The organism is Stenotrophomonas sp. AG209, assembly GCF_003550055.1.
GTDB lineage: Bacteria > Pseudomonadota > Gammaproteobacteria > Xanthomonadales > Xanthomonadaceae > Stenotrophomonas.
On the sequence record NZ_QXDB01000006.1, the window covers coordinates 48,123 to 71,633 of the forward strand.

Below are 23,511 nucleotides of genomic sequence, written 5' to 3' on the forward strand. Positions count from 1 at the left end.
AATGGCAACTACCTGGTGTCCTGACCTTTCGGCGGACGCAGCAATCACGCTGGTCGGCAGCGCGCATGACAAGTTCATGGATCTCGGCACGACCACGTACAACATGGCCGTGTCCAATCTGCAGGGTCTAAACAGCGTCAGGCTGGATCCGATCGACTTCAACGTCGATTTCCGCTTTGCTGACCCGCAGGCTACGTTCCAGCGGCCGCGCCGGCCCGACATGGATGAAGGGGCGCTTGAGTTCCGCGCGCCGGACGTGCCGTTGCCCAGTGCGCCGGGGTTCGTTGCGGCTCCGATTTCGATCAGCGAAGCGCCCGAGCTCGATGCTCAACCGCCGACGCTGGCATTCGGCGCAAAGCCGACCACGCCGAATGTGCTCGAGCCGACACTCCCGGTGGACCCGGCTCCGATTGTGCTCCCGGGGGAGCCTAGCTACGTCCTGCCGCAGGTACCGACGTTCGAGGCGCTGAACCTGCCCGACGTGCCAAATATCTCCCTGCCGGAGTTCGACGCGGAGAAGCCGATCTTTATCGAGCCACCGTTCAACGAGACCTGGCAGTTTGAGGCCACACCCTACGTCAGCACGCTGGTGGACACGCTCACGGCCACGCTCAAGCCGATGATCGTCGGCAGCCAGGCGCTGCCCAGGATCATCGAGGACGCGATCTTCCAGCGAGCCCGCAGCCGCATCGAGCTGGAGACCCAGCGGAACGTGGACCAGGCGGTGTCCGAGTTCGCCGCCCGTGGCTTTACCGAGCCCCAGGGCATGCTGGCCGGAAGGATCCTGGAAGTCCGGCAGACCGGACAGGGTGCCGTGGCCGAGGCCTCCCGTGACGCAGCGATCAAGCAGTTTGAGGAATCGCTGGCCAACCAGCGCATGGCCATTGCCCAGGGAGCGGCGCTGGAAGGAACGCTGGCGCAACTGCACACGGAAGAGCAGAAGGTGATGCTGCAGGCAGCAACGTTCCAGCGCGAGACCGTCATCGCCGTGCTGAACGCCAGGATCTCGGTGTTCAACGCCCGCCTGCAGGCGTATCAGACCGACGCCCAGGTGCTGCGCGATCGCATCCAGGCGGAGCTGGCCAAGGTCGAGGTATTCCGGGCCCAGATCGAGGGCGAGCGGGCTCGCGGCGAGATCAATGAGCAGCGGGTGCGCCTCTACGAGTCCCAGCTGCGCGGCGTGACCACCCTGGCCGACTTCTACCGCACCCGCGTCGAGGCGGTGAAAGTGCAGGCCGACATCAATCGCTTCGGAATCGACAAGTACCGCGCCCAGGTCGACGCCTACGAGGCGCGTTGGCGTGCCCATGTTGCCGAGTGGCAGGGCTATACGGCGAGCGTAGAGGGTGAGGGCAAACGGGCGGATCTGTACCGCACGCTGGTCGACGCCAATGCCAAACGCGTCGATGCCTGGGCGGCCAGCAACAACATGCAATTCGAGGCCGAGCGCCTTCGCATGGCTCAGCACGGGGTCGACCTGGACGTGTGGCGCGCCGGCATCACCCGCTGGGACGCGACCCTGAGCGGCGAGCGTGCACGCTTGGCCGCGGTTGGCCAGGCATTCGATGCGAAGGCGCGGATCTACAGCGCCGACGCCGGTGTGGAGCAGGCCGCCTCGGCCGCTGCCGATCGCAGCTTCGAACTCGGCCTGGCGCGGGAACGTGCCGACGTCGATGTCCAGCTGCAGCAGGCCCAGATGCGCATCCAGCAGATGCTGGGCTTGCTGGCGCAGTCGGCGGAGATCCAGCGCGCGAAGGCGCAGATCTCGAGCCAGCTCGCCGCCAGCACGATGAGCGCTGTCAACTACGGGGCAAGCGTTTCCAGCGGCCGCAGCAAATCCAACTCCTGCTCGCAGAACTACAGCTTCCAGGGCGAGATCGCGGACGCGTGATCCGCCTCCACTTCCAAAGGGGAACCGCATGGCCATCAACGATCGAGACGAACTGAACCCCGCCGGCGTCGCGCCCGGACAGCCCCGCATTGCCGCCCGGCCAAGCCCTGGCACGGCCTTCGGCTCGGCGCTGCGCAGCGGTGTCGCCGGAACCGCCACGTTGGCGCGGCAGGCCGCCGGCGCAGGATTGCGTGCCGCCGGTACCGTCGCGGATGCGGTGACGGCGCCAGGTCGGGAGGCGGCAGGCTTCGTGCGCGATGCAGGTCGAGCTGCCGCCGGCGCGGCGCCGTCGCCCCAGCAGGGGCAGCCGTTGAGGGCGCCCAGCGAGCTCAATCCGATCGGCGGCGCCGCCAGCGCGCTGAGCCGCCTGGCTCCGGTGAGGCTTGGCGGTGCCGCGAAGCCGAAGCCCACCTTCGCTGGCGTGAGCTCGAGCGTCGACTCGACTGCAGGCCTCGCCGGTTCACGCCTGGCCAGCCGGCCGTCGAACGGGGCGGACTTCACCGGTGTCAGTTCCAGCGTGAACTCCACTGCATCGCCTGCAGGTGCAGCAGGTCTGGCAGCTCCCCGGGCCGCCGCGGCTGTTGCAGCTGCTCCCAGCACGTACACGACGCAGGACGGCCGCACGGCGACCCTGCCGGCAGGCATCACCCGCACCGTAGATGCCAACGGCAACTCGGTGTTCACCGGATCCTCCGCCACCATCGCAGCCGCTCGCGGGCCGGCGCCGGCCGCTCCGGCCAGCGGCGCACCGGCGTCGCCCCTCGTGACGCCTCTCGCGGCCGCACCTGCAGCGCCGACAGTGGTTGCTCCGCGGCCGACTCCGCAGATTGCGCAGCGCGGGCGCCAGGGCGGGATCATCGAGAATCCGGCCGACACCACGGTGGACAAGCTCACGCGCGCGATGGGCAGCGCAAGCCTGAAGGGCAGCCCGAGTGGCCGCGCCGCAGTAGCGCAAGCGATCTTGGGCGAGGCCGGCGCGCGCCAGGCAGAGCGCGCATCTGCGCTCCGCACGCAGGACGAAGCCGACCTTGCCGCCGGCCAGGTCAACGCCGTCGCTGCCCAGGGCGATGCGAACCGCGCGCTGCAGGCCGGCCAGTTCAATGCCCAGATGCAGGACAACGTCGCCAATCGCCAGGCGTCGCTGGAAACGGCCCGCATCGCTCGGCGGCCGGAGATCTCGGTTGCGGCGGATGGAAGCATGGGGGTTGTGGGCAGCGACGGCGGCTGGCGCCCCGTGACTGGTGCCGACGGACAGAACGTGCGGGCGGTCCAGGCGCCGCGCCAAACCGGCGAGCTCACCGATGCCGACCGCCTGAAGTCCTACACCGATCGATTCAACGCCATTTCCGGGAACGTCACGATGGACGAAGCCGCGAAGACCGCCGCTCTGGCCCAGCTCGATGCGGATCCGCTCTATGCCGGCCTGCGCCCGCAAGAAGCCCCGCCTGTGGCCGGTGCGCGTAGGGCACCCGATGGCAACTGGTACGTGCAGAACAACGACGGCAGCTACTCGAAGGTGAATCTCTGATGGCAACGTTCGAGAAGGTTGATGGAAATCCGTTCGGTGCGAGCCCGGCGCCGACTCAGGCGCCAGCGCCAACCACCGGCAAGGTTGCGCGCCGGCCGACGCTTTCACCCGTCCAGGGCGACCCGTTCCAGAAGGTCGCGAAGCGCCCGGAGCGCACCTGGGGGGAGGCCATCAAGGACACCGGCCTGGGCATCGCATCCGGCGCCGCCAACATCATCGGTGGCGCCGTGGAGCAGCGAAACTCCATGGAGCCGACCAACGTCGTGCGGCAGGGCCTGCGCTTCCTGGACAGGCTGGGTGTCAAGGGCGCATCTGAAACCGCTGCCCTGGTGCCGGGAACGCCCTCGGAGATCTTCGGCGGGCGCCGTGCTGGGTCCGATACAGCGGCCCTGTCCAAGGCAACGCAGGCGGCCACCGACTACCTGGCCGAGAGTCAGTCGGATGCGCTGAAGCAGGAGAAACAGGACCTGCAGGACACCAAGGGGTTCTTCCCCAGCGCCGGCAAGGTACTGTCCTCACCGCGACTGATCGGCAACTTCCTGGCAGAGCAGGTGCCCAACGTCGCCGCGATGGGAGCCGGCACTCGACTTGCTGCTGCGCGTGCCGGTGAACGCGCACTCGCGGGTGCGGTGGCCAAGGGTCTCGGTACCGAGGCCGCAGAAACGGCTGCCACGGCCGCTGGTCACCGCGCAGCGACCGCCGCTGCCACTGGCATGACGACCATCATGGAGACCGGGTCGGCGGGCCAGCAGACCTACCAGCAGGCCATGGCGCAGCCGCAGTCGGTCTGGGATGCCAACCCGGAGTACAAGCGCATGGTCGCCGCCGGCGGCGATCCGCAGACGGTGAAGGAAACGATCGCGCGCGGCGCATCGATGGAGGCGCAGGCGATCACTGCGCCGATCGCGGCGATCGCCGGCCGCATTGCGGCACCCTTCGAAGCGGACGTGTTCACCCGTGGCCTGGCTCGCAAGCCCAAGGCAATGCTTGCCGGCGCCGCTCGCGAGACCGTGGAAGAAGGCATCCAGGAAGGCGGCTCCCAGCTTGCCGGCAACCTTGGCCAGCGGCAGATCGATCCGACCCAGGCTGCATGGGAGGGTGTCCCCGAAGCGGCCGGTACCGGCGCGGCGATCGGCGGCCTGCTCGGCGGCGGCATGGCCGCCGGTGGTGCTCTGGCCAGCCGCGGCGACAACCAGGCTGCGGTGGCAGCCGATGCGGAACGGGAGCGCCTGGCGCGTCGGCCGACTCCGACACCCCCGTCACTGCCGCCGCCGCCGATTCCCCAGATGCTGGCGCTGCCTCCGCCGGAGGTAATGACTGCAGGACCCGATGGCACTATCACGCCGGGCAGTGTTCGCCCGGAGGTCATGGCAGAACCCGAAATGCGGTTCCCACAGGGTCGCGGCATGTCCGCGCCGTTTGACGGGCGCCGAGTCGCCGCGCGGCCGCAGCCGACGGTCCCGTTCCCGGATGCGGCACCTGACTCGATCGCCGGCATCGCCAACCTGGTATCGCGTGCTCGTCGGTCGGCAGATCCAGCTGCTGCAGGTGCACCTGCAACTGCAAGCACAGAGGCCCCAGCTCCGCAGGTTCAAGATGTGCAGCCCGGCCTGGCGACGCCGGAGGTCCCCGCGCCGGCATCGCCTGCATCGCCGCCGGCGCCGGCGGTGGCGCCGCCGTGGGTCGATGCGCAGACGGGCGAAACTCTGCGGGAGCCGACCTCGACCGACATCAAGCAGCTGCTACACACCGGTCTGCAGTACCAGGTCGAGACCCATGGCGGGATCAACACGCCGACCCTGCTGCGCTCCATGCGCGACCAGTACGGGCTGCCCAGCGCCCGGGTGCGGCCGCTGCTGGAAGAGGTCAAGGGCGAGCGTCGACGTGGCTTGACCGAGCCGCCGGCGGACGCCGGCAACGAGGCAACGGGTGAAGTAGCAGGCGCGGCGCAGCAGCCGCCGAAGGGCGCGGCGCCGCAGGCTGATCTGCAGCTGGATGGCACCGCAACCGCCGACCGTGCCGCGCCGGCTCCACTGGCCAGCGAACTGCAGCTCGAGCCAAGGCAAGCAGAGGCGCAAGGGGATACCGGTTCGTCTCGCGAACCGGTCGGCGAGCCGCGTGCGGTTGGCACCAGGCAGGCTACCAGCGCGGGCGATACCGCTCCGGAGCAGCCCATTGCAGAGGCGTCGGCTGGCCAGAACAGCGCGGCGGTGCCCGCGGACGCACCGAAAGTGGCCACCGCGGCAGCCGAGGCGGCGACCAACCCGGGGAACGACTTGCCGCTGCCTTCGGATGCGCAGAAGGAAGCTGGGAACTACAAGAAGGGCCATGTCCGCATCAATGGCCATGACATCAGCATCGAGAACCCTGCAGGTAGCCAGCGTGATCCTCGCTGGCCGGCGCTGAAGAACCACTACGGCTACTTCAAGGGCACGGTCGGCAAGGACAAGGACCACGTCGACGTGTTCATGACCGACCGCGCAGAAGATCCGTCCCTGCCGGTCTACGTGGTCGACCAGGTCAACAAGGACGGCTCCTTCGACGAGCACAAGGTCATCATGGGAACCGCGTCGGAGCAGGAAGCGCGCGACACCTACCTGGCCAACTATTCGAAGGGCTGGACCGGCCTGGGCGGCATCAAGGAAATGTCGCAGGAGCAATTCAAGGCGTGGGTGCGCGACCCGAAGAAGACTACGCGCCGGGTAACCAAGGCCGTGCCGGCGGCGCAGGCGCCAGCCACGAACGTAAGTGAACCAGGGCAGGGCGTCAGCGCTTCGGTCGAAAGCGTCAGTGCGCCGGCAGAAAGCGGCGGTGCGTTGGCCAAGACCGGGATGGAACCTGCAGCAGCTGCAGCTGCTGCAGCGCCGGCCGCAGGTGAGGCTGGCCCGGTCTATACGCCCAAGGTGCGACGCATCGGTGGCTCCCCGCAGTATGACCGCGGCGACATTGGCACCCTTGGTACGTACTTCGCGCCGGGGCGCATCGTGAACGCCTATGGCAACACCCGGGATCGAGTGATTGAGTTTCGTCCGCCGGGGAAGGATCCGCGCTGGCAGGTGAAGGTTCAGCAGGTCGATTCCGCTGGCAACCCGCTGCCAGGTGAGGAGCCGCGCTGGCACAGCACGATCCCGTCGCCGAACGACTTGGAACAGGTGCTCGGCAAGCCGGTCGCGAAGGCGCGCAAGGCTACCGCCTCTGCACAGAACAGCACCGCGGCGAACGACGCCGCGCCCGCGCTGCCGCAGAAGCAGGCCGCCACTCCGGCGGTGATCGAAGACCTGGGTGAGAAGCTGGGCGGTGCGCGCAAAGACCTGGCCAAGCCGACCGGTGCCCGGCCGCAGCGTCGGGCAGATCCGGACGGCGACCAGGACACCGGCGCCGCCTGGTCAAAGAAGTACGTCGCGATGGAAGACACCCGCAACCCGGGAACCTGGCGCCTGTTCAAGGCGAAGAAGGGCCGCTTGGGCAACCCGTTGGCCAGCCGGCAGACCTTTGCCAGCCAGGCCGAGGCCGACGCGGCAATCCCGATGGTCGAGCTGGCTCGCAATCACCGCGCTGTAGAGCGCGAGCCCAACAACTGGGCGATCGCGCGCGACGTCACCGACCGCAAGCGCGTCTATCTCAAGGACGGCTTCGACACCCGCGCGGCGGCGCTGCAGTACATGGCGGAGCACGCGCCAGCGCTGATCGATACCAAAACCACCGTGGGCGAGGATGCACTGCCGCGGCCGGACAAGGTCATGCGCATCGGTGAGGCGCGGCGGGAAGGTGATGTCCAGGGCCAGCAGTTCATGGACACCTTCGGCTTCCGAGGTGTCGAGTTCGGCAAGTGGAACAACCAGGACGAGCGCCAGGAGGTGATGAATCACGCCTTCGACGCGCTGGTCGACCTGTCCGAGCTGCTGAACCTGCCTCCGCGGGCGATGAGTCTGGACGGTCAGATTGGGCTGGCCTTCGGCGCGCGTGGCCACGGCCTCAGCGGTGCCCGTGCGCACTACGAGCGCGACTACGCGGTGATCAACCTAACCAAGCTGAAGGGTGCCGGCTCCCTGGCCCACGAATGGATGCACGCGCTTGACCATTACCTCGGCAGGCAGGATGGCCGGGGATCGGAGCAGGTGACCAACGGCCGCGGTGACAAGGTCATGAAGGCGTCCGGGGTCGAAGACTACCTGAGCAATGCGAGCCGCCTGCGGGGCAATGTGCGCCCGGAGCTCCGCGCGGCATTCCAGGAGCTCATGGACACCATGCGTACCCGTGCCGAGCAGTACGTCGAAGACACGGCGCGCGCTGAGTCCTTCCTCGGCAAGGCCCGTGACCAGGTGCAGAAGCAACTGGGGGACCTGCGCGCCCACATCGAGAAGGAGCGGGCCTGGGGCTCGCGGAAGCGACCCGCCACCCAGCAGGAGCTGGCCACCTTCGATGCTGCTGCCGATCGGCTGCTCAACGGTGACACGTTCAGCACCGATGCGAAGCCGACCAAGGGTGGTGGCGTCCGGTTCACCAACGAAGAACTGGACACGCTGGATGGCGTCCTGAAGGCGGTTACCAACCGCACCGGCTTCAACTCCGATCGCACCGGTTCGCTCGATCGGCTGCGCGACGCAATGGGTACGTACCAGCGCCGGGTGGAGCTCTGGCGGTCGGCTGATGCCGGCGAGACGAAGACCAAGAGCGTGCCGACCTCGTTCATGACCGAGGCCCGAAAGCTGGATGATGGCCGCGTGGGCAACTACTGGACCACGCCGCACGAGCTCCTGGCGCGCGCCTTCAGTTCCTACGTTGAAGACCGCCTGCAGGACGCCGGCCGCGCCAGTGCGTTCATGTCTTTCGGTTCGGATCCGCGCTTCGCTGTGCCGGTCGGTACCGAGTTCGCTCGGCCGTTCCCCGGCGGGGTCGAGCGCCAGGCCATGAATGCCGCGTTCGACCGCTTCTTCGCCGAGGTCAAGCACGAAGAGACCTCGACCGGTGGTGTCCGCCTCTTCTCCCGCCGTGGGTGGGAGGCCGACTTCCCCGATGTCGTGACGGCTCACCGTCCCGGTCGCCTGAGCGCGCATGCGGATTACGCAGCAGCCAAAGCCGGTGACGACACTGCGGCGCTGCGCGTAGCGCGCGACGTCATCACCCCGGAGTTTGTCCAGGACGTGCGTGCTGCGCTGCCGGAGGGCAGCAAGCCCCTGGTGGTGGCCGTGCAGTCCCAGGAAGCCACGGGCAACAACCGCATCCCGCGGATGGCTGCCGAGGTGCTGGCCCAGCGGCTGGGACTGCAGGTGTCCGAAGACATCGTCCAGGCCGCGAAGGTCAACCGTAGTGCCGGCGATGCTCTGCACCGGCTGGCCAACCAGCCCCCGTTCACCGGCAAGGTGGAGAAGGGCCGCGACTATGTTCTGATCGATGACACGCTGACCCAGGGCGGCACGCTGGCTCAGCTGAAAACCCACATCGAGGACAACGGCGGGAAGGTGGTGCTGGCCACGGCTTTGACCGGCAAGGACTATTCGCGGAAAATCGCCCTCAACTCCCAGAGCCTGGCCGACGTCCGTGAACGTTTCGGATCAATCGAACCCTGGTGGCGCGACCAGTTCGGCTACGGCTTCGAAGGCCTCACCGAGTCCGAAGCGCGCACCATCCTCACCCTCGACAAGGGACGTCTCGATGCTGACGCCCTCCGAGATCGAGTCGCTGAAGGCCGAGTATCGGGCCTCCGGCCAGTGGGCGAAGGAGCAGCTGGCGAAGGATCCGGAGCTGAAGCACCTGGGCCCGGCGGGCGGGTAAACCGATCCGCTGCACCGGCTGCCAGCGGCGGCCTTGACTTCGACCGCGCGCTGCAGCTCAAAACCGACCTGACCCAGCACTGGGGCGAGAACGCGCCCAGCGTGGTCGTGGTGCGCTCGGCCGAGGACTTCCCAGCCAGCGCCAAGGTCGACCCGGGCTATCGCCGGGCCGAAGGTGTGTACGACGGGCGGCCCACGGTCTGGATCAACGCCGGCAACATCGCCACCGAGCAGCGCTTCGCTCAGGTGCTGGCCCACGAGGCAATTGGCCACTACGGCGTCGAGTCCGTGGTGGGGGCCAAGGATTGGACCCAGATCGTGGACGCGATCGACAAGCTGGCCGCCGACGGAACCGGTACCGCTGCATTGAAGTCGGTGCTGGCTGATGTGACCAGGCGCTACGGCACCGTCGATCGCGAGACCTTCGCCAAGGAAGCGATCGCCGTCATGGCCGAGCGGGGGATCCGCAACAGCTTCACCAGTCGCGTCGCCGCCGCGGTGCGCCGGTTCCTGCGCCGCGTCATGCCGTCGCTGAAGTGGTCCGAGGCCGAGGTTCGGGACCTGTTGAGCCAGGCCGACGGCTTCCTGCGCGCCGGCATGTCGGCGCAGGCACAGCGGGAAATGGTGCGCTCCTACTCGTTCTCACAGCCGCAGATTGATGGCCGCGGCGAAGCCTTCCTCGAGCAGAATGGCGGTCGATTTCTTCGCCGCGACGATCAGTGGTACCTCGCCGACGAGCGCGGTCGACCGGCCGACTTCCTGACCCTTGGCGCCGCGCGTGCTGAGGCCGAGCGCACCGGTGGCCAGGTCCTGGCCGATCCGGTCGAGAATGGGCCGCGGACCTGGAGCGTGGTCCTGCCCAACGGTGCCGAGGTGACGCGCGCTGCTCGCGGCCGCCTCTTCAGCATGCCGCCGGCGGACGCACTGGCTGACATCGATGCGATCCAGCAGGGCATTCAGGGCGAGGGTGTGCTGGCGCGTGCCCGGCAGAAGCTGGCAGACCTCAGCCTGAGCAAGGTGAAAGACACATTGCGGCCCACCTGGCTCGGTACGCTGGCCACCCGGCACCTGACGGAGCTGGGACGCGACTATTTTCCGACCATCGATCGCTATTCGGACTACCTGGCCGAAATGCAGGCCGATCGGAACAAGCTGCAGGCGGAGGCGGACACGATCGCGGAGGCGGCGCGCCAGTGGGCCAGCAAGAACAAGGCCGAAAGCAGGCGCCTGTTCGATCTCATGCATCAGGCCACTATGGACGGCGTGGACCCGTCCCGCGAGTACCAGCCCCTGCAGTTCCGGATGCCTGGCGAGAAGGGCCTGCAGGAGGTCAACCGCAAAAACGTGCTACATGCCATCAAGGTGAAACAGCAGCAGATGCGGGAGCGCAGCGGCGACAGCAAAACGAACATCATGAACGAGGTCAAGGCGCTGAAGGCCATGCTGAAGGCGGAGCCGCGCCGGCGCCGGCAGTACGCTCCGTTGGTTGAGCAGTGGTCGCAGCTGTCGCCTGAAGCACGGAGGTTCTACATCCAGTTCCGTGATGCCTATCGAGCCAGGTCCGACGCGGTGGAGGAGGCCTTGGTACAGCGCATTGAGGATCTGAAGGGCGGCGACATGGTGGGAGGAACGGCCCTAAGCGATAGCAGTCGCCGCATGTTGGTGCACAAGGTTCGAGAACAGTTCGAATCGGCACGCCTGCAGGGTGTCTACTTCCCCCTGCAGCGCTTCGGCAAGTTCTTCGTTGCAGCGGAGAAGGACGGCACCAACACCTTCCTGATGTTCGAATCGCTGAATGAGCTGGATCGTGCGGCGGAGGATCTGCAGCGCAGGGAGTGGGTCATTACCGCTCGAGGGCAGAAGATGGAGGGCAAGGCAGCTGACGCACCGAGCGGCACCTTCGTTGCCGACGTGATCGACCAGTTGCGCACGGCCCATGTGTCCGACGCGGTCCAGGACCAGGTCTACCAGCTGTATCTGCAGACCATGCCGGAACTGTCGATGCGCAAGCATCAGATTCACCGCAAGTCGGTGCCTGGCTTCGATCCCGATGCCGTGCGTGCGTTCGCCTACAACATGCAGCACGGTTCCCACCAGCTGGCCCGGCTGCGCTACGCCCATAAGTTGCAGGGGGTGCTGACCGACCTGAAGGACGCACAGAAGAAGATCCAGGCGTCCCCCAGCGTCGACACGCGAAAGATCGTGGCCGGTGACGCTCTCCTGGAAGAGCTGGGCAAGCGGCACGACTGGATCATGAACCCCACCGACTCGGCGCTGACCAATCTGATTTCGTCGTTCGGCTTCACCTACTACCTGGGCGCCACGCCGGCGGCCGCACTGGTGAACGTTACCCAGACCGCCCTGGTCAGCTACCCCTACCTGGCCTCCCGGCACGGTGGGGTCAAGGCCATGAACTACCTGCTGGCCGCAAGCCGCGACGCCGTGCGCACCGTGGGCAACATCCAGAAGACCCTGACCGATCCTGACGAACTGCGTGCATATCAGGCGCTGGAAGTCGCCGGCGCGATCGAGAAGACGCAGGCCCACAACCTGGCCGGCATCGCCGAAGGCGGCATGACCGGCTACAACCCGGCCTGGAGCAAGGCCATGGAGATCATCGGCTGGGGCTTCCACAAGACCGAGGTCATCAACCGCGAGGCGACGGGCATGGCCGCCTACCGTCTGGCGCGCGCGGATGGCAAGTCGTTCGACGAGGCGGTGAAATTCGCCCGGGACGCCATCTTCGACACCCACTTCGACTACAGCAACGCCAACCGCGCCCGCTTCATGCAGAGCGGCACCGCCAAGGTGCTGCTGATGTTCAGGCAGTACAGCTTGAACATGACCTGGGCGCTCGGGCGAATGGTGTGGCAGGCCACCAAGGGGCAGGATCCGCAGGTGCGCCAGATTGCCCGGCGCAACTTGACCGGCCTGCTGGGCATGAGCGCGCTGTTCTCCGGCGCGATGGGCCTGCCGATGATGGGCATGATCATGGGTGCGCTGAACGGGATCCAGGCCACCTTCGGGGATGACGACGAACCCTGGGATGCCGAGACCGAGCTGCGGGCTTTCCTTACCGGCATGCTGGGGCAGGGCGGCGCGGATCTGCTGCTGCACGGGCCGGCCGACAAGCTGACCGGTGCGAACATTTCCGGCCGAGTCGGCCTGGACAGCCTGTGGATCCGAGACGCCGATCGCGAGCTCGACGGGCGCGGCATGTTCAACAACCTGCTCGAGCAGGCCGCAGGGCCGATGGGCGGCGTCCTGAAGAACGTGCTGGTCGGCAAGCAGCAGGTCGACGAGGGCCACATCATGCGCGGCGTCGAAACCATGCTTCCGAAGGGCCTGAAGGACATGATCAAGGCCGGCCGCTACGCCACCCAGGGCGTGAACACCCTGCGTGGCGATCCGGTCGTCGAGGACCTGTCGCCCTGGGAGATCCTGCTGCAGGCCAACGGGTTTGCGCCGGAGAAGGTGTCCCGCCAGTACGAGACCACCCGCGCGCTGAAGAACTACGAGCAGCACATCCTCGACCGCCGCAAGTCGCTGGTGAACGCTTTCGCCATGGCCTTGCGCAACGGCGACGCCAGCGACCGGGCTTCGGTGCTCAGCAAGATCGGCGCCTTCAACAAGGCAAACCCGGAGCTGGCGATCACCTCGAGCGGTCTACAGCAGTCCATCAAAAACCGGGCCCGCTACAGCGCCAGGGCGGAGGCCGGCATCGTGCTCAACCCGAAGCTGGAGGCGCGGCTGAACAAAGCCGTGACCGAGTGATTGTTGGAACTTAGTGGCCCAATCGGATCAGTCGGGATGAAAGCAATGTGAAGGCGCCGGCGCTGGTGCCGGCGTTACCGATACAGGGGTCAGTAACCGATGGACAAGAAGGACTCGCAGGTGGTGGCCATTGGAGAAGGAAAGCAGGAGAAGGGCCAGCCCACGGGCAGTGGTGCTGGTTTTCTTTCCCCTGCAACAGGCCTGGAGGTGGTGCCCAAGGCATCCAGGGGGCGGCACTCCCGCCGCCAGACGCTGGAGAAGGGCATGGAAGATGAGCGCCACAAGGCTCAGGTGGTCTCGATGGAGGCCTTCAAGGCAGGCCGGGTGGGGCAAATCCCCCCGGAAGTGCTGGACATGTATGACCAGCTGACCCGTGACCAGCACGCGCTGGTTCGGACCTCGATCGTCCTCCTGGCCGCCCTGCGGCGGCGATTGGGCTTGCCGGACCTGTAACGGTCCACGGGGCCGCCGAGGCGGCCCCTTTCGCGGCCTCAGGCGCTCACGGCGCCATAAGGCCGGCATGGTGTAATCGAGCCATGTGCTATTCCGCCCAGATCACCGCCGCCTATCAGAAGCTGGTCCGCATGACTGGCGCCACGATCTCCCTGCAGGAGTTCGCTGCTCTCTACGCCCATGACCCGGGGAAGAAGCGGCCGAAGACGCCGAAGGCGATGGATGATGCGTTCCGCGCCGGCGCGAGCCCGGCTGAGCTGGCCGTGTGGGCTGAGATCGAACAGTGGAACCGCGCCGAGACCGCCGTCCTGGAGCAGGAGCTGTTCGCGAACCGGAAGCGCCTGGCCGACGCGGAGCGCGCGCTGCAGGTGAAGGAAACCAAGAAGGCCCGGGAAGACGTGCGGATCGCCGGCAACAAGATCGAGCGCGCCCTGGGCAAACTGGCTGACCTCAAGCGCTCCGAGCCGAAGGACCGTGACAGCCGAATCTTCCCCGGGGTCTATGCCCCGGTGATCATTTCAGAGGGCGGGAAGCTGGTCATCAAGCCCATGCGCTACCAGTGCCGCCTGGCCGGGAAGCCGGCCAACTACGACCAGCGCTTCCCGGGCACCTACAACGCGCGCCGGGATAGCCTGGAGAAATTCTGGGCGCCGGCATTCGGCCACACCCACGGGCTGATGGTGGTGGAGACGTTCTACGAGAACGTGGAAGGTCCGGACGGCAAGAACCAGGTGGTGCAGTTCACGCCGCGCACCGGCGAACCGATGCTGGTGGCGTGCCTGTGGTCGCACTGGACGGACCCCGCGGGGAAAGAGCTCGATCTCCTGTCGTTCGCGGCGATCACCGACGATCCCGAGCCCGAAGTCGCTGCGGCTGGCCACGATCGAACGATCATCAACATCAAGCCCGAGCACGTCGACGCCTGGCTCCATCCGGACCCGGCTGACCTGGCCGCGTTGTATCGGATCTTCGACGACAAGCGTCACCCCTTCTACGAGCACCAGCTCGCGGCGTAGGAGGGGAGCGACGGTGGCGTGGCAATAGAGTGCTCACAATCGCAGCCGCTGCGACCGAGATTCGTATCCTGCCGGCCATGCCGCTTCCCGACTCCTTCTACTGGACCACACGTTCGGCCAGCTGGCCAAGCGACCCGCTGACTGTGATCGCCTGCCAGGGGATCTGGGTCGTCTCCATGACCCAGCGTGTCGATGACGGGATCTGGGTGGCACACCTCGATCGACATAGGAATGGTCCTGGCGGACCATGCCGGCGCTGCAGTAGCTACGACCAAGGTCGGGTCGGCGCCGAGCTCTGGGTCACTAGGCACCAAGCTCGATTGCGGGAGGACGTGGCCAAGATCACCGCCTGGCGGGAGGCTGTGCGGGCAAACAGGCTGACCAAGGCGCACATCGAGCCACCGTTCGGCTGGACGGGATAGCGAGGCGTGGAGAGCCTTGGCTCTCGATCAGCGTTGAATCCAGCTCGGTTTCTTGGCAAGCACGGCTCTGCTAGAGTTCCTGAACGAAATGCAAGGAGCACTCATGTCCGGTCGATGGCAGGGGATAGCATTTGCAGTCGCCGCAGTGGTGATTGCTTGCGGCACAGCATGGGCGGGCTACTGGATGGGCTTTGCCGGGCATCTGCCGAGCGACGCCTTGTTGCAAGCAGATCGCCACGTGGCCGGCTTGCTGAAGGCAGCAGCCCTCTTCACCCCACTGTTCGTCCTCTACTTGACGTGGAGGAACTGGCTGACCGCTCGACACAAGATCAAGGTTGATTTGTTCGATCGACGTTGGGGTCTTTGGCGCGAAGTGGAGCGCATCTACTCCGAAACAATAGAGGGGCGTGATTTCACCAGGGCGCTGCAGCTCAGTGCCATTCAGGCTTCTTGGCAGGCGCAGTACCTCTTCAGTGACGCTGCCGGAGAATACCTGCGCGACAGCTTCTTCGCGGATTTGAATGCTTGGTCGCTGGAAATGAATCGATCGGTTGCACCCGAACAAGAGGCTGATTGGTCGAAACGGGTGGACGAGCTGAACGATAGGCTGGGCAAACATGCATTTCGGTTTCACGAGGTGGTTGGCCAGCAGATGACAATTCGAGAGTAGTGTCGAAAGTGCCGCGGTGAACGCCAAAACTTCGGGTTGGATGGCAGAAGATCCCTGGGGGAATTGAAGATGCTGGAGGCTTTCTTCCTGGCGACCGCCAAGGCGGCGCCGGCGACCACTGCCGCGGCGAGTGCCGGCGAAGACTGGAAGTGGCTAGTGCCGGTAGCTACGCTGATCTTGGGCTTCGCTCTGAAGTGGTTTCAGGATTTCGTCACTGAGCGCCACCGTCGGGGCCATGAGCGGGCGTTGCGCCGAGAACAACGGTTTGACCAACTCCGAGCACGCAGGGTCGATGCGGAACGCGCGAATCTTCTAGAGTTGCAGCCCCTAGTGGTGAACTTCGTGCAGGCTGCGACCGACGCATACAGGCTGAAGATGAGGTCGTTTGCACAAGGGCTTGGACCGGCCTCGTATTTGCCGGGCAGCGAGTATCAGCATGAGGGGTCGCGTAAGGCCATGGCTGCGGTCGACGACGCGGTACGGCGGTCGTCGGCGGCAATTATCCCGCTACAGGCTCGGCTGCACTCCGTAGAAGTGCGAGTAGCGCTGAACGATCTGATCGACGTGGTCTGGGCGGCAATGGACGCCAAGTCCAGTGAGGACATGAGAAGGGCTTGGGACCAAGTCGATCTACCGCACAACAATCTGCACGGAGTGATGGGGCGAACCATCAAGCAGCTCGAGGACGAGAACCAGCAGCTCGGGGATCCGCCGATCCGCTGATCGTGGTGTTGGTCAACATCTAATGTTGACCAAGAAGTTGACCAAACGCTGCCAATCGATGCCCATTTCAGCCCATGCGGCAGTGATCAACGAAAAAGCCCATCAAGCTAAAGCATTGATGGGCTTCGTTATTTCTGCTTTCTGGAAGCCGGCGCCGATGGCGTCACGGGGACAATGCACCCCCGGTTTCTACAGTGCTGCAAGGTACAGGGCCGATTCCGTGTCGCCACGGGCAGGGCCTGCCCAACGATGCGAATGTTACGGCAATCTTGCTGAACAGTCACGCGGTCGGGCTTCACGTAGAGGCAGCAGTGCATTCCCGGCCGCGCGGCGGGTCACCTGGCACATTGCCGTGCCTGGTTCGACATGTTCGAATCCGTGGGTGCCTCTCCAGGATTGCGCGATGGCCGTTTTCATCAGTTCCGGCAGGATGCGGTTGCGATGGATGGGGATGGTGGCCGTGGGGGCCCTGGCACTGCAGGCCGGGACTGTCGCGGCCGCAGAATCCTCGCGTGCGTCGGTGGAGGTGGCGTACAGCCCCCCGCTGGACCTGTTCAACCTGCTCGACAACCTTCCGGATTGGCTGCCGGGCTATACCACTGCGGCCTACCAGCAGGAATGGCAGCGGCACTTTGGTCTGGACGAGCGTGATCGCCACTTGCTCGCCGGCTACGCTGCATTCCGCCGGCGTACGTCACCATTGGCACGGGACGATGAGGCCAAGGGCACGCCGGCTGATCGCCTGTTCGCGGGCTCCGATACCCGCACGGGTGATTCATATACGCGCCATTTCCTCGCTGCGGCCTCTTTCGATGCCGCCACTGAGAGTGCGATCGCCGCCCAGACTCCCGACGATCAGGCGCTGCTGAGGCAGTATTACGCGCGCTTCGCGCCGCGTGCACGGCGCCTGTTGACGGCGGCGCAACCGTTCCACGAGCAGCAGGACGCGCTTGCCCGTCAGCTCACGTCGCCTCCAGTGGGCAGGCTTGCGGATGAAATGAAAGCCTTCTTCAAGGTGGATGCTCCCCCGACCTTCCAGGTTCGTTTCCTCTGGTGGCCGGATGCCACGCAGACGCAGGCAAAGCTCCGTGGCGGTTACATTTTCCTGTTCTCGACGTTCGATGCCAAAGAAGACTGGGCACCGATCGTGATGCATGAATACAGCCATTTTCTTTCCGCGGGACAACCATTGAAGCAGCGGCAGCTGTTGGCTGGGGCGTTTGCTGCGCTATGTCCGGAAGCATTGACGTTGCCCAATCCGTTGAATGCCCTGGAGGAGCCGCTGGCCATCTACTGGGGCCAGTATCGGTTCCAGCATCAGGTGCGTGGCGAGACGCTGTCGGCGGCGTCCTCGTGGTACATCCAGCCGCGTGCGGATCGTGCGGCGAAGGCACTTGCCATTGCGTTTCCGGCGGGACGGCCCGCGCCACGCCTGGAGGTCGGCCCGCTGCTGGATGCGGCGGCATCGGTGTGTGCTTACGCCAAGGTTGAATAGCGTTGGGTGCTGTGACGGGCCCAGGCAGGATCGATGGCATCGGGACTTCGGCGTGACCTGCGCGCGGGCCGTCAATGTGCAACCTGTTGCAGTGCGCCGGTCATAGCGGATTGGTAACTTCATTGGCACGAATTTGCGACACACTGAAGACCACCATCCGAGCCAGGACAGACACGGAGACTGTGGGTGACCGAGGCAAGCCAACAACGCAGCCTGCGACAGCTGGTCGGACCCGTCGGGGCCGACTACCAGCGGCGGGCGTTGCCCCCCGGCTGGGTCTGGGCCGTGCTGGGCGTGCTGCTGGCGGCCACTTGGTTGACCGAGTTGCCGGCCACGGCCACGGCGGCGGCGGCCTTGGTGGCCAGCGCGGTGGTGGTGCATTGGCCGCAGCGCGACCGCACCCACTGGCTGGGCTGGCGCCTGCCGGCGCTGGCGGTGATGGCGGCCCTGCTGTGGGGGCCGGAGGTGCTGTCGCAGTGGTTCGAACATGGCCTGGCCGTGGTCCTGATGTCGCTGGCCAGTCTCAGCATCGGTGTGCATGTCTGGCAGTCACGGCAGCTGGCGCGCCAGTTGCAGGGCGCGGCCGATTCGCTGGATGACGCCCAGCTGCTGGCCCTGTTGCCGGCCGACGCGGCCCGGATGGCGCAGCAATGGCGCGCGGGCGATGACCGTCATGCGCTGGAACTGGCGGTGGTGATGCACCTGGCCGTGATGCACACGGCGCTGGCACCACGCATGCGCGGGCGGGGCCTGCTGGCAGGCTGACCGGCAGGCAGCTCCAGCGCCGACGCGACTACGAGCCCGACAACGACTTGCGCAGGTGGACCCGCTCGTGCCCGGGCGGGCAATCGGGCAGCCGCCCATAGACGGTGTAGCCCTGCCGCAGGTAGAAGGTTTCGGCCTGCCAGTCGAAGGTATTCAGCATCACGTTGCGGGCGCCATGGTGGCGCGCGGCGGTTTCTGCCTCCGCCAGCAGGCGCTGGCCGATGCCTTGGCCGCGCAGTTCCGGGTCCACCCACAGCACGTGCACCTGCAGCCAGCCGGCACAGACGTCGGCCAGCACGCCACCGCGCAGCGCGCCGTGCTGGTCATGCCAGGCCAGGCGGACCGGAATCTCATCGAACGCATCGCCGCCGTTGGCCTGGTTGAAGGCCAACAGGCGCGCGCACAACGTGCGCGATTCATCGGCGCTGGCGGTCACCATGGCGCCGATGGGGGCGGTCATGCGTCACGGTTGCCGCGACGCATCACACGCTGTTTCTCGATCGCCCAGTCGCGGTCCTTGGCAGCATCGCGCTTGTCGTGGGTCTGCTTGCCCTTGGCCAGCGCGACTTCGAGCTTGATCTTGTTCTTGCTCCAGTACATCGCGGTGGGCACGATCGTGTAGCCATCGCGCTCGACCTTGCCGACCAGCTTGTCGATCTCGCTCCGGTGCAGCAGCAGCTTGCGCTCGCGCCGATCATTGGCCACCACGTGGGTGGAGGCCTGGATCAACGGGGTGATCTGCGCGCCGATCAGGAAGATCTCGCCGTGTTTCACATAGGCGTAGGCGTCGATGATGTTGCCGCGGCCCGCGCGGATCGACTTCACCTCCCAGCCCTGCAGGGCCAGGCCGGCCTCGAAGCGCTCTTCGATGTGGTACTCGTGGCGGGCACGCTTGTTCAACGCGATGGTTTTGTTGGCCGTCGCGCTCTTTGCTTTATCCTTGCCGCTGTTCTTGCTCATTTCCGTATTGTCTCCGATTCGGGCCCGCCCGGTCGATTGCCGAAACGTCCTGTATTCATGCCTACTATCCGCCGCAGCGCCCTGGTCGAACATTCGGCCGCGCGCATGTTCGACCTGGTCAACGACGTCCAGGCCTATCCGCGCCGTTTCCGCTGGTGCTCGGCTGCCCAGATCCTGGAGCAGGGCGAGGACCGCCTGGTGGCGCGCCTGGACCTGGGCCTGGGCTCGTTCAGTACCTGGTTCCAGACCGAGAACACCCTGCAGCGCCCGCACAGCATCGACATGCAGCTGCGCGATGGCCCGTTCAAGCAGCTGCACGGCCGCTGGGAATTCCATGCACTGGCCGAGGATGCCTGCAAGGTCACCCTGACCCTGGAGTTCGAACCCAGCTCACGCCTGCTCGGTCCGGCACTGGCGATCGGCTTCCAGGGGCTGGCCGATCGCATGGTCAACGATTTCGTCCGCGTCGCCGACGAGGGCTGAGCGATGATCGAGGTCGAGGTGGTGCTGGCCTGGCCGCAGCGCGTACTGTCGCGCCACTTGCAGCTGGAAGAGGGGGCGACCGTGGCCGACGCCATCGCCGCCGCCGCGTTTGAAGGCAGTGCCGATTGTCCGGCCGCCGCCGTGCATGGCGTGCTGGCACGTCCACAGCAGGCGCTGCTGGACGGGGACCGCATCGAGCTGCTGCGCCCGCTGCTGGCCGACCCCAAGGACAACCGCCGGCGTCGCGCGCTCGGCGGTTGATCCCGGCAACCCGTCCTCGCGGACGGGCAGGGGCCTCAGCGGCCCTTCTTCTTCTTGTCCTTCGGCAGGTTGCGGCCGAACTGGCGCACGGTCTGCTGGGCCAGGGCCTTGTCGTTGCCCGGGAAGTAGTCGCCTTCCCAACGGGTCACGGCGTCATTCTCGAAGAACACCACGAAGTTCTTCACTTCGGTACGGCCGAGGCGGTTCACGCGCTGGCTGGAGGTGTAGTCCCAGCGCTGGGCGTGGAACGGGTCGGGAATGGACGGGGTGCCCAGCAGCGCGGTGACCTGCTGCTTGCTTTGCCCGACCTGCAGCTTGGCCACGGCATCTTCCCGGATCAGGTTGCCCTGATAGATGGGTTGCTTGTAGATGATGCCGCACCCGGCGGTGGACAGGGCGACGGCGGCGACCAACAGGAGATTGCGCATCGGGACTGGCGGTTGGGGAAATCAAACCGATGATACACTCCCGGCGTGCCACCGCGACCCAATCCGAGGCAGCTGGCGCTAAATCGCCAATGAACGGAGACCTATGGAAACCCACGACCTGCGTAAAGTCGGCCTGAAGGTGACCCATCCGCGGATGCGGATCCTGGCGCTGCTCGAGCAGCGCAATGCCCAGCACCACATGACCGCCGAAGACATCTACCGCCAGCTGCTGGAGCATGGCGACGAGATCGGCCTGGCCACGGTCTACCGGGTGCTGACCCAGTTCGAGGCCGCCGGCCTCGTGCTCAAGCACAATTTCGAGGGCGGCCAGGCCGTCTACGAGCTGGACCGTGGCGGCCACCACGACCACATGGTCGACGTGGACAGCGGCAAGATCATCGAGTTCGAAAGCCACGAGATCGAGGAGCTGCAGCGCAAGATCGCGGCCGACCACGGCTACGAGCTGGAAGAGCACTCGCTGGTGCTGTACGTGCGCAAGAAGCGCAAGTAAGCCGATCCGGCCAGCTGGATGCGACGAAACCCCGGGCTTGCCCGGGGTTTTTCGTTGGGTGGGGTCAGATCCCTTTCCCCTGGGAAAGGGATCTGACCCCAGGGGTTTCGGATGCGCCCAGCAACACCTCCAGATCCACCGCCTCGGCCATGGCCCGGTTACCTGCATCGCCCGGATGCAGGTGGTCGCCGGAGTCGTAGGCGGCGGCCATCCGTGATGGATCGGCCGGGTCGCGCAGCGCCGCATCCAGGTCGATCACCGCATCGAACGGGCTGTCGCTGCGCAGCCAGGCATTGAGCTGTTGGCGCAGGGCCTCCTTGTCCGGCTGGTAGTAGTCGTCCAGCGGCGTGCCGGGCAGGGCGTCGGCGAACGGCGTCAGGGTGGCGACGAGGATGCGTAGACCCCGCCGATGGGCCTGTTCGGCCAGGGCGCGATAGCCGGCCTGCAGTTCGGCCAGGCTGGGCCGGGGCTGCGCGCGGGCAAAGGCGGTGCCGGGCCAGCTGATGTCGTTGATGCCGATCAGCACGATCACACTGTCCACGCCGGGCTGATCCAGTGCGTCGCGCTGCAGGCGGGCCAGAACCGACTCGCCCATGCCGTCACGCAGCAGCCGGCCGCCGGAGATGCCGGCGTTGACCACCGCCACGCCCCGCGGTGCCAGGCGTGCGGCCAGGTGGTCGGTCCAGCGCAGGTCCTGGTCGAGGCTGGCGGTGGCGCCATCGGTGATCGAATCGCCGATCACCACCACGCTGCGCGCGCTGGCGCTGGCCTCGACCTCGATACCGGTCAGGAACAGGCGGGCGGTAGTGGAACTGGCACCCTGCAGGTCGCGCGCCAGGGTCTGGTTGCCGCCGGCGATCCAGCTGGTCTGGCGCCCCTCCCAATGGAAGGTCTGCAGTGGCGTCGGCCCCGGCACAAAGACATTGACCTGCAACGCCTGGCGGTCTTCCGTGGCCACCGCCAGTGGATCGCTCAGCCGTTCCTGACCGGGCTCGATCGATACGCCGGGCTGGCCGTCGAAGCTGAGCGGCTGCGGGGTGACACCCGCGTGTGCGGCCACGCTGGCCGCCCCGATCCGCAGCGGCTCGGTGCCGTAGGCATTGCTCAGCCGCACCCGCAGCCGGGGCCCGCCCAGGCTGATGCGCGCGGTCTGGCGGAAGGTCTGGTCCTGCAGCGTGGCCGGAACCAGGGTCGGGAACAGGAAATCGGCGCCCCAGACCGGTTGCGGACTGGCCTGCCAGCTGGCGACCCAGTGCGGGTCCGGGGCGGCGCTGGCTGCGCTGGACAGGGCGATCAAGGCGGTCGCGGTGAGCTGGCTGAAGCGGTTCATCGGGCAATCCCGGGAGGAGGGACGGCCATGGTGATTCTCCATCGATCTGTGAACTAGACTGCGCATGGATAATCATCTGTGAACTGGATTCATCGCCATGGCGCGACCCGACATCAACCGATCCGGCGAACTGGAAGTGTTCGTGCGGGTGATCGAGACCGGTGGCTTCTCCGCCGCCGCACGCACCCTGGACATGACGCCGTCAGCGGTGAGCAAGCTGGTGGCCCGGCTGGAGCAGCGGCTGGGTACGCGCCTGCTGCAACGCTCCACCCGCCAGTTGCAGCTGACCCCGGAAGGCTGCGCGTTCTACGAGCGCGGCCTGCGCGTGCTGGCCGACCTGGAGGAGGCCGAGCGCTGTGCCAGCGCCCATGCCGAGCCGCGTGGGCGGTTGCGGGTCAATTCCAACGTGCCATTCGGCCAGCATTTCCTGTTGCCGCTGCTGCCGGCGTTCCTCGAACGCAACCCGCAGGTAGGCGTGGACCTGACCCTCAACGACGAGGTGATCGACCTGCTTGAGCAGCGCACCGACGTGGCGGTGCGGGCCGGTCCCCTGAAGAGCTCCAGCCTGGTGGCGCGGCGGCTGGGTGCGACGCGGATGATGATCGTGGCTGCGCCCGCCTACGCGCTGCAGCACGGGCTGCCACGCACGGCTGAGGAGCTGCAGTCGCATAACCGGCTGGATATCGGCCATGCGCGGGCGATGCAGGGCTGGCCGCTGTTGCAGGACGGTCGCGAACGCATGCTGCTGCCCAGTGGCAATGCGCGCGCCAGCAACGGCGATGCACTGCGCCAGCTGGTGCTGGGTGGGCTGGGCATGGCGCGGCTGGCAGCGTTCCAGGTGCAGCAGGATATTGCCGCCGGGCGCTTGTTGCCGGTGCTGGAGGAAGCCAACCCCGGTGACCTTGAAGAGGTGCACGCCGTGTTCCTGGGGCAGGGCGGCTACCTGCCGCTGCGGGTGCGCGCCTTCCTCGATTTCCTGGTGGAAAAGGTCGATCTGACGCGGCCACGGGGGTAGTGCGGGCCGCTG

At 66.5% G+C, this 23,511-nt stretch carries 17 protein-coding genes; 13 read left to right on the forward strand and 4 right to left on the reverse strand.

What is annotated here, in order from left to right; all coding sequences use genetic code 11:
* The first annotated feature begins 1 nt into the window (after window position 1).
* The 9 genes from DFO63_RS21050 to DFO63_RS21100 all read left to right on the forward strand — a co-directional run bounded on the left by DFO63_RS21050 (window position 2) and on the right by DFO63_RS21100 (window position 18,511).
* Window positions 2-1,891 carry a hypothetical protein gene (locus tag DFO63_RS21050; RefSeq protein WP_119007811.1) on the forward strand — a complete coding sequence of 630 codons (1,890 nt, stop codon included), beginning with the start codon at window positions 2-4 and terminating at the stop codon, window positions 1,889-1,891.
* 28 nt (window positions 1,892-1,919) lie between these two features.
* A complete protein-coding gene (locus DFO63_RS21055; protein ID WP_119007812.1) occupies window positions 1,920-3,419 on the forward strand; it encodes a hypothetical protein in 1,500 nt (499 codons plus the stop codon).
* Window positions 3,419-12,967, forward strand: coding sequence for a PLxRFG domain-containing protein (locus tag DFO63_RS22380; RefSeq protein ID WP_259337462.1), 9,549 nt, complete (start codon window positions 3,419-3,421; stop codon window positions 12,965-12,967). The genes DFO63_RS21055 and DFO63_RS22380 overlap by 1 nt, the downstream gene beginning before the upstream one ends.
* Before the next feature lie 99 nt (window positions 12,968-13,066).
* Window positions 13,067-13,420: a hypothetical protein gene (locus DFO63_RS21070; RefSeq protein WP_119007813.1), complete on the forward strand. Its 354-nt coding sequence runs from the start codon at window positions 13,067-13,069 to the stop codon at window positions 13,418-13,420.
* An 83-nt stretch (window positions 13,421-13,503) separates the two neighbouring features.
* Window positions 13,504-14,436, forward strand: a complete 933-nt coding sequence (locus tag DFO63_RS21075) for an SOS response-associated peptidase family protein (protein ID WP_119007814.1) — start codon at window positions 13,504-13,506, stop codon at window positions 14,434-14,436.
* A 525-nt stretch (window positions 14,437-14,961) separates the two neighbouring features.
* Window positions 14,962-15,528, forward strand: coding sequence for a hypothetical protein (locus DFO63_RS21085; RefSeq protein ID WP_119007816.1), 567 nt, complete (start codon window positions 14,962-14,964; stop codon window positions 15,526-15,528).
* Window positions 15,529-15,597: 69 nt separating this feature from the next.
* Complete coding sequence (locus DFO63_RS21090) at window positions 15,598-16,251, forward strand: hypothetical protein (RefSeq protein WP_119007817.1); 654 nt, start codon at window positions 15,598-15,600, stop codon at window positions 16,249-16,251.
* A 403-nt stretch (window positions 16,252-16,654) separates the two neighbouring features.
* Window positions 16,655-17,746, forward strand: coding sequence for a hypothetical protein (locus DFO63_RS21095; protein ID WP_119007818.1), 1,092 nt, complete (start codon window positions 16,655-16,657; stop codon window positions 17,744-17,746).
* A 186-nt stretch (window positions 17,747-17,932) separates the two neighbouring features.
* The gene (locus DFO63_RS21100; RefSeq protein ID WP_119007819.1) at window positions 17,933-18,511 is read left to right on the forward strand and encodes a hypothetical protein; all 579 of its coding nucleotides are present in this window, start codon (window positions 17,933-17,935) and stop codon (window positions 18,509-18,511) included.
* Window positions 18,512-18,539: 28 nt separating this feature from the next.
* Here DFO63_RS21100 and DFO63_RS21105 read toward each other — a convergent pair whose 3' ends face one another.
* Both DFO63_RS21105 and smpB read right to left on the reverse strand, forming a co-directional pair.
* Window positions 18,540-18,971 (reverse strand): GNAT family N-acetyltransferase, encoded by a 432-nt coding sequence (locus DFO63_RS21105; protein ID WP_119007820.1) that lies wholly within the window; start codon window positions 18,969-18,971, stop codon window positions 18,540-18,542.
* The gene (gene smpB, locus DFO63_RS21110) at window positions 18,968-19,471 is read right to left on the reverse strand and encodes an SsrA-binding protein SmpB (RefSeq protein ID WP_005409231.1); all 504 of its coding nucleotides are present in this window, start codon (window positions 19,469-19,471) and stop codon (window positions 18,968-18,970) included. Before smpB ends, DFO63_RS21105 begins: the two co-directional genes overlap by 4 nt.
* Before the next feature lie 57 nt (window positions 19,472-19,528).
* Between smpB and DFO63_RS21115 the strand changes: the two genes are divergently transcribed.
* Window positions 19,529-19,954 carry a type II toxin-antitoxin system RatA family toxin gene (locus DFO63_RS21115; RefSeq protein WP_032959119.1) on the forward strand — a complete coding sequence of 142 codons (426 nt, stop codon included), beginning with the start codon at window positions 19,529-19,531 and terminating at the stop codon, window positions 19,952-19,954.
* A gap of 3 nt (window positions 19,955-19,957) precedes the next feature.
* Complete coding sequence (locus DFO63_RS21120; RefSeq protein ID WP_049445420.1) at window positions 19,958-20,215, forward strand: RnfH family protein; 258 nt, start codon at window positions 19,958-19,960, stop codon at window positions 20,213-20,215.
* 35 nt (window positions 20,216-20,250) lie between these two features.
* Here the strand turns inward: DFO63_RS21120 and bamE are convergent, their stop codons facing one another.
* The gene (gene bamE / locus DFO63_RS21125) at window positions 20,251-20,643 is read right to left on the reverse strand and encodes an outer membrane protein assembly factor BamE (protein WP_049445417.1); all 393 of its coding nucleotides are present in this window, start codon (window positions 20,641-20,643) and stop codon (window positions 20,251-20,253) included.
* 103 nt (window positions 20,644-20,746) lie between these two features.
* On the opposite strand from bamE, the gene fur reads away from it, so the two are divergent.
* Complete coding sequence (fur, locus tag DFO63_RS21130) at window positions 20,747-21,154, forward strand: ferric iron uptake transcriptional regulator (protein WP_005409235.1); 408 nt, start codon at window positions 20,747-20,749, stop codon at window positions 21,152-21,154.
* 64 nt (window positions 21,155-21,218) lie between these two features.
* On the opposite strand, the gene DFO63_RS21135 is transcribed toward fur, so the two are convergent.
* Window positions 21,219-22,484 (reverse strand): SGNH/GDSL hydrolase family protein, encoded by a 1,266-nt coding sequence (locus DFO63_RS21135; RefSeq protein WP_119007821.1) that lies wholly within the window; start codon window positions 22,482-22,484, stop codon window positions 21,219-21,221.
* Between the two features lie 97 nt (window positions 22,485-22,581).
* On the opposite strand from DFO63_RS21135, the gene DFO63_RS21140 reads away from it, so the two are divergent.
* Window positions 22,582-23,499: a LysR family transcriptional regulator gene (locus DFO63_RS21140; RefSeq protein WP_119007822.1), complete on the forward strand. Its 918-nt coding sequence runs from the start codon at window positions 22,582-22,584 to the stop codon at window positions 23,497-23,499.
* The last annotated feature ends 12 nt before the right edge of the window (window positions 23,500-23,511 follow it).

What these genes read in the sequence shown, in the direction of transcription:
- DFO63_RS21050 (WP_119007811.1), top strand. Translation starts at nt 2, where the DNA reads ATGGCAACTACCTGGTGTCCTGACCTTTCGGCGGACGCAGCAATCACG.
- DFO63_RS21055 (WP_119007812.1), top strand. Translation starts at nt 1,920, where the DNA reads ATGGCCATCAACGATCGAGACGAACTGAACCCCGCCGGCGTCGCGCCC.
- DFO63_RS22380 (WP_259337462.1), top strand. Translation starts at nt 3,419, where the DNA reads ATGGCAACGTTCGAGAAGGTTGATGGAAATCCGTTCGGTGCGAGCCCG.
- DFO63_RS21070 (WP_119007813.1), top strand. Translation starts at nt 13,067, where the DNA reads ATGGACAAGAAGGACTCGCAGGTGGTGGCCATTGGAGAAGGAAAGCAG.
- DFO63_RS21075 (WP_119007814.1), top strand. Translation starts at nt 13,504, where the DNA reads ATGTGCTATTCCGCCCAGATCACCGCCGCCTATCAGAAGCTGGTCCGC.
- DFO63_RS21085 (WP_119007816.1), top strand. Translation starts at nt 14,962, where the DNA reads ATGTCCGGTCGATGGCAGGGGATAGCATTTGCAGTCGCCGCAGTGGTG.
- DFO63_RS21090 (WP_119007817.1), top strand. Translation starts at nt 15,598, where the DNA reads ATGCTGGAGGCTTTCTTCCTGGCGACCGCCAAGGCGGCGCCGGCGACC.
- DFO63_RS21095 (WP_119007818.1), top strand. Translation starts at nt 16,655, where the DNA reads ATGGCCGTTTTCATCAGTTCCGGCAGGATGCGGTTGCGATGGATGGGG.
- DFO63_RS21105 (WP_119007820.1), bottom strand. Translation starts at nt 18,971, where the DNA reads ATGACCGCCCCCATCGGCGCCATGGTGACCGCCAGCGCCGATGAATCG.
- smpB (WP_005409231.1), bottom strand. Translation starts at nt 19,471, where the DNA reads ATGAGCAAGAACAGCGGCAAGGATAAAGCAAAGAGCGCGACGGCCAAC.
- DFO63_RS21115 (WP_032959119.1), top strand. Translation starts at nt 19,529, where the DNA reads ATGCCTACTATCCGCCGCAGCGCCCTGGTCGAACATTCGGCCGCGCGC.
- DFO63_RS21120 (WP_049445420.1), top strand. Translation starts at nt 19,958, where the DNA reads ATGATCGAGGTCGAGGTGGTGCTGGCCTGGCCGCAGCGCGTACTGTCG.
- bamE (WP_049445417.1), bottom strand. Translation starts at nt 20,643, where the DNA reads ATGCGCAATCTCCTGTTGGTCGCCGCCGTCGCCCTGTCCACCGCCGGG.
- fur (WP_005409235.1), top strand. Translation starts at nt 20,747, where the DNA reads ATGGAAACCCACGACCTGCGTAAAGTCGGCCTGAAGGTGACCCATCCG.
- DFO63_RS21135 (WP_119007821.1), bottom strand. Translation starts at nt 22,484, where the DNA reads ATGAACCGCTTCAGCCAGCTCACCGCGACCGCCTTGATCGCCCTGTCC.
- DFO63_RS21140 (WP_119007822.1), top strand. Translation starts at nt 22,582, where the DNA reads ATGGCGCGACCCGACATCAACCGATCCGGCGAACTGGAAGTGTTCGTG.